Source organism: Brachyspira sp., from assembly GCF_050873525.1.
Lineage (GTDB): Bacteria > Spirochaetota > Brachyspiria > Brachyspirales > Brachyspiraceae > Brachyspira.
Genome location: NZ_JBNMIZ010000181.1, coordinates 1 through 5,437 on the forward strand (window position 1 = coordinate 1; position 5,437 = coordinate 5,437).

General features: G+C 33.2%; 6 protein-coding genes and 1 pseudogene. All 7 read left to right on the forward strand.

The features are described 5' to 3' along the window. Nucleotides 1–3: 3 nt before the first annotated feature. On the forward strand, nucleotides 4–936 hold the full coding sequence (gene atpB / locus ACR0QS_RS10555; RefSeq protein WP_432633414.1) for a F0F1 ATP synthase subunit A: 933 nt from the start codon (nucleotides 4–6) through the stop codon (nucleotides 934–936). Between the two features lie 78 nt (nucleotides 937–1,014). Then, the gene (gene atpE / locus ACR0QS_RS10560) at nucleotides 1,015–1,236 is read left to right on the forward strand and encodes an ATP synthase F0 subunit C (RefSeq protein WP_432633409.1); all 222 of its coding nucleotides are present in this window, start codon (nucleotides 1,015–1,017) and stop codon (nucleotides 1,234–1,236) included. Between the two features lie 37 nt (nucleotides 1,237–1,273). Further along, nucleotides 1,274–1,774 (forward strand): F0F1 ATP synthase subunit B, encoded by a 501-nt coding sequence (gene atpF / locus ACR0QS_RS10565; RefSeq protein WP_432633410.1) that lies wholly within the window; start codon nucleotides 1,274–1,276, stop codon nucleotides 1,772–1,774. Between the two features lie 20 nt (nucleotides 1,775–1,794). Then, the gene (atpH, locus tag ACR0QS_RS10570; RefSeq protein ID WP_432633411.1) at nucleotides 1,795–2,367 is read left to right on the forward strand and encodes an ATP synthase F1 subunit delta; all 573 of its coding nucleotides are present in this window, start codon (nucleotides 1,795–1,797) and stop codon (nucleotides 2,365–2,367) included. Between the two features lie 25 nt (nucleotides 2,368–2,392). After that, on the forward strand, nucleotides 2,393–3,025 hold the full coding sequence (gene atpH, locus ACR0QS_RS10575; RefSeq protein WP_432633412.1) for an ATP synthase F1 subunit delta: 633 nt from the start codon (nucleotides 2,393–2,395) through the stop codon (nucleotides 3,023–3,025). A gap of 20 nt (nucleotides 3,026–3,045) precedes the next feature. Continuing rightward, complete coding sequence (gene atpA / locus ACR0QS_RS10580) at nucleotides 3,046–4,545, forward strand: F0F1 ATP synthase subunit alpha (protein WP_432633413.1); 1,500 nt, start codon at nucleotides 3,046–3,048, stop codon at nucleotides 4,543–4,545. Between the two features lie 34 nt (nucleotides 4,546–4,579). Next, nucleotides 4,580–5,406, forward strand: a pseudogene (locus ACR0QS_RS10585) (beta-1,6-N-acetylglucosaminyltransferase). Nucleotides 5,407–5,437 lie beyond the last annotated feature (31 nt).

Here is a 5,437-nt window from a genome sequence, read left to right on the forward strand (position 1 = left end):
ATTATGAATAGATTGAATATTTTAAATAAATTAAATTTTATAAAAAGAATTTTGATAATCGCAGTATTTATCTTTACGGCTTTTAATTTTAATTGCGCTAAAATTTTTGCCTCCGAAAATATTAACGATTACATTATGGAAGAAATTGCCGACAATACGGACCATCCTTATTATACTATTCCCGTTAGGTTAGGAAATTATTTGAATTTTGATTTTCGCATAACAAAACATATTATATTAATAACATTAGCCGCCGTTTTATGTATTGCAAGCATGAAATATTTGGCGCATAAATTAAAAAGACCTTTCAATAAACCGACTTATTTGCAAAATATACTTGAAATTATTATTGATTATATGCATAAAGATGTTATCTCTCCAACTTTGGGCGAAGAAGGAAAAAGATACACTTCATTTTGTCTCACGGTTTTTTTATTCGTTTTATTTGCAAATTTAATTGGAGTAATTCCGCCTTTATTGAAATTTAGAACAGAAGACGGACATTACGCGTATTTGGCAGGAGCGGTTGGAGCGAATATCGGTTTCACGGGAGGAATAGCGATTTTAGTTTTTATATGCTATGTAATCGCGGGAATAAGAAAAAAAGGAATAATAAAATATTGGATTGGTTTAGTTCCAAAAGGTTTGCCGTTTATTTTAGTTCCTTTGATTTGGGTTTTGGAATTTGTAACTTTATTCAATAGAGCTTTTGCTTTGGCGATTCGTTTGCTCGCCAATATGACGGGCGGACATATAATGCTTATAGTTATTCCCTATTTGATTATTATGTCGGGGACTTTATTAATTTCGCCTTTTGCCATATTATTTTTAAGTTTTATATATGTTCTTGAAATGTTTGTGGCGGTTTTGCAGGCTTATATATTTTCGTTATTATCGGCGATTTATATTGGAATTGCCATTGAGGACGAGCATTAATTAAAAGGATATTAAATAAATATTAATAAATAAAATAAAAATTAAAATAAAAAAATTTAAAGTTTAAGGAGAAATAAAATGGAACTTGCTATATTGGGAGCTACAATAGGAGCGGGACTTGCCGCAATAGGAGCGGGAATAGGAATAGGGATAATAGGCGCTGGAGCCGTTGACGGAGTTGCGAGACAGCCCGAAATGTCGGGAAAAATTCAAGCGGCGATGTTTATAGCTGCCGCCCTAATCGAAGGAGTATGTCTTTTCGCTTTGGTTATCTGCATTCTTGCTTTAATGAGACAATAGTTTAATAACTAAAAAATAATTTATCGGGAGATGCGATATGGCGCTTTTTAGAATAGACCCTGGCGTTGTTATATGGACATGGGTTGCCTTTATACTCGTTCTTATAGTATTGGGAAAATCCACTTGGAAAATAATCATAAAAGGCTTGAACGCCCGCGCCGAAAAAATTCAAGATGATTTGAAAGAAGCGGGAAAAATCAGAGAGACGGCTAAAAAATCTCTTGCGGCTTATAGAGAGCAGATAGACAACGCTAAAAACGAGGCGAGTTCTATCATAGAAAACGCGCGAATCGAAGCGCAAAGAGTGAGAGAAAAAATCATAAGCAACGCGAGAGAGGAAGCGGAAGCGAATAAAAATAAAATCATGCTTGAAATAGACAGAGCGAAAGAAGAAGTGACGAATAACATGAGAAAGCAGACGGTAGACATTGCGGTGGTTATGGCGGAAAAAATACTCAAAAGAAATATAACCAAAGAAGATAATCAGGCTTTGATTGACGAGTTTATTAACAATGTGGAAAAAGAAAATAAACTTTAAAAAATAAGGATTTGGCGGAAATGAAAGAGATTGATAAAATAAAACTGTTGAAACCTACGGCTAAATCCATTTTTGAAATAGCCAGAGAATTAAATATGGTTGATAAAATCTATAAAGAGCTTGTCGAATGTTCAAAATTGTTTCAAGACGAAGATATAAAAAAATATTTTGTCGACAAAAGCGTTCCTAAAAAAAAGAAAATGGAAATAATAGAAAATAAACTTAAACCTATTTTTTCCAAAGCGACTTTTGTTTTTATATCTATACTAATGGAACATGAGGTTATGGATATTCTGCCCGATATATTGAGTTTTTATAAAGAAATATCGGACGAATATTATAATATCGTTCGAGTAAGAATAATAACGGCGGACGAAATCGATAAAGAAACCGTAGACAATATAATCAAAACCGTAAAATGTTTTTCAAAAGGCGATATAGTTTATACTACCGAAACGGATAAGGATATTATCGGCGGAATAATCGTTCATGTCGATTCTGTCGTTTACGATTACAGCGTGAAAAATCAGGTGAATCGTCTGCAGGATAAATTTATTAACAGCGGCGGAAATAAAATATTTAAAATATTTTAAACTTTTAAAAAGGCTTTAAGAAAATATGGATTCTATTACGGATAATATTTTAAGTAAATTGAAAAAAGAAATACTTAAAGAAATCACTAAAGAAAAAGCGAGCAGATTTACCCGCATAGTCAAAAACGAAGCGAGCGCAAAAAATTACGCGAAAGCGATGTTCGATGCGGCGCAGGAACTTGGAAAAATAGAAACTATAAAAAACGATTTTAATACAGTTTATTCTTCTATGCTTATCGATAAAGATGTCGTTTCATTTTTTACTTCCTCTTTCGTTGACGGAAATATAAAGATTCGGATATTGAAAAAAGTTTACGGAGAGCGCATCGCAGAAGAAACTTTTAATCTTCTGTCTATTTTGATTGAAAGAGATTTGATTAATATTTTATTTGCAATAATTGTGGAATACGAAAATTTATGCAACGAATATTATAATATTTTATCGACTAAAATTATAGCTTCTTCGGAAATAGAAAATATAGAAGAATTAAAATCGTCAATAAGAAGTATGGTTGATAAGGATGTTCATTTTACCGTTGAAATAGACGAGTCGATAATGGGAGGAATAATAGTTCAAATTGACGATGTGATTTACGATTACAGCGTCCGAAGGTTATTGGATAATGTAAAGGATTCGCTTTTTGCGGAAAATAATTAGTTTATAAAAGAGGAATATTTATGAATATAAAAGCTAACGAAATTGCGGCTATCTTAAAAGAAGAGATTAAAAATTATAAGGCGGATTTTTCTCCAAACGAGGTTGGAGTCGTAGTAGAAGTCGGAGACGGAATTGCAAGAGTTATGGGACTTCCTCATATAATGGCTAACGAAATGATAACATTCGAATGCGGTTCTATCGGAATAGCTTTTAATTTGGAAGAAGAAACGATAGGAGCGATAGTTCTTGGAGATTATACGGCGATAAAAGAAGGAAGCAAAGTAAGTCGGCTAAAAAGAATATTGGAAGTTCCAGTCGGCGAAGCGCTTTTGGGAAGAGTCGTTAATCCTTTGGGAGTTCCTATAGACGGAAGAGGAGAGATTAATTCGGATAAAAAAAGAGTTATTGAATTTCCAGCGCCCGGCATAGCGGATAGACAGTCGGTAAAAGAGCCTTTGCAAACTGGAATTAAAGCGATAGATTCGATGACGCCAATCGGAAGAGGACAGAGGCAGTTAATAATTGGAGACAGAAGCACGGGAAAAACTTCAATAGCTTTGGATACGATTATAAATCAAAAAGGAAAAGATGTTATATGCGTATATGTGGCGATAGGACAAAAGGCTTCCACAGTAGCTGGAGTCGTTAATACTTTAAGACATTACGGAGCTTTAGATTATACTATAGTTGTGGCGGCAACGGCTTCGGACTCCGCGCCTTTACAATATATAGCCCCATACTCTGGATGCGCTATGGCTGAATATTTCATGTATGAAGAAAAAAAAGACACTTTGGTTGTTTACGATGATTTATCGAAACAGGCTAACGCTTACAGACAAATTTCTCTTTTATTGAGACGCCCTCCAGGACGAGAGGCTTTTCCCGGCGATGTATTTTATTTGCATTCGCGCCTTCTTGAAAGAGCCGCAAAATTAAGCGATGATTTGGGCGGAGGTTCTTTGACTGCGCTTCCTATAATCGAAACTCAAGATAACGAAGTGTCGGCATATATTCCAACAAATGTTATATCTATTACGGATGGACAGATATATTTGCTTCCAAGTTTATTTATGAGCGGAGTTCGTCCCGCGATTGATGTAGGGATTTCGGTTTCAAGAGTGGGAGGAAACGCTCAAATAAAAGCTATGAAAAAAGTTTCGGGAACTCTGAGACTCGATTTGGCTTCATATAGGTCACTGGAAGCTTTCTCTCAATTAGGAATTGGACTCGACAAAGCGACTTTATCGCAGCTCGATAGAGGCGCTAAAATGGTTGAATTATTAAAACAAAAACAATACAGTCCGATTCCCGTAGAAGAGCAGATAGTTATATTATTTGCCGCAACGAAAGGATTTTTAGATAATATTGAAATAGAAAGAGTGCATGAATTTGAATGGCGACTTCTTCAATATATGAAAGCCGACAAACAATATATACTTGACGAGATAAAAGAAAAAAAAGATATAACGAATATGGACGAACTTAATAAAGCTTTGGAAGAGTTTAAATCCAAATTTTAATTTTTGTTAATTTAAAAATCAGGTTAATTTGAAAATGAGTAAGATTTGTATTTTAGTTTTGGCGCATAAAAATTATAATCAAACTATGAGATTATTAAATCATTTGAAAAAAGATTTTGATTTATATGTTCATATCGACAAAAAAAGCAAATTGAAAATCGACAGTTTCGACAATGTTCAAATCTATAAAAAAATTAAAGTTCATCATGGCGGATTTAGTCAAATTGTAGCGACTTTATTTTTGATGGGAGAAGCTATAAAAAACGATTACGACAGATATATTTTTATAAGCGCTCAAGATATTCCGCTTAAAAATAATTTTGAGATAAAAAATTTTTTTGAAAATAACGATAGAGAATATTTAAGCTACGAAAATATTAGAAATAACGAAGGGCTTTATAAAGAAATGTCTTTTCGGCTCAATGCTTATAATTTTGGATTTTGGTATAGAAAATTATTAAGCAGAAAAATTAGAGATATTGTTTCTAAAATTCCTTTTATAAAGAGGCAGACTCCAGAAAATATTTATTACGGTTCGCAATGGTGGAATTTGACGAAAAATGCCGTTTCTTATATTTTAAAATTTGTCGGAGAAAATCAAAATTATTTGGAAAGGTTTAAATATACTTGGGGAAGCGATGAATTCTTTTTTCAATCGATACTCATGCAAAGCGAATTAAAAAATAAATGCGAAAATGATTGTTTAAGATATCTTATTTGGCAGGGCGGCGCTCCGATAGTTTTTAAATCAAACGACTATGATAATTTCATACGGGGGGGGTAAATCTGTTTGCCCGAAAATTTGACGAGAAGATTGATAACGATATAATAGAAAAATTATATAAAGATATTAAAAATTAAATAATTTAAGAAAAAAGAATTGATTTTAGGA

What these genes read in the sequence shown, in the direction of transcription:
- atpB (WP_432633414.1), top strand. Translation starts at nt 4, where the DNA reads ATGAATAGATTGAATATTTTAAATAAATTAAATTTTATAAAAAGAATT.
- atpE (WP_432633409.1), top strand. Translation starts at nt 1,015, where the DNA reads ATGGAACTTGCTATATTGGGAGCTACAATAGGAGCGGGACTTGCCGCA.
- atpF (WP_432633410.1), top strand. Translation starts at nt 1,274, where the DNA reads ATGGCGCTTTTTAGAATAGACCCTGGCGTTGTTATATGGACATGGGTT.
- atpH (WP_432633411.1), top strand. Translation starts at nt 1,795, where the DNA reads ATGAAAGAGATTGATAAAATAAAACTGTTGAAACCTACGGCTAAATCC.
- atpH (WP_432633412.1), top strand. Translation starts at nt 2,393, where the DNA reads ATGGATTCTATTACGGATAATATTTTAAGTAAATTGAAAAAAGAAATA.
- atpA (WP_432633413.1), top strand. Translation starts at nt 3,046, where the DNA reads ATGAATATAAAAGCTAACGAAATTGCGGCTATCTTAAAAGAAGAGATT.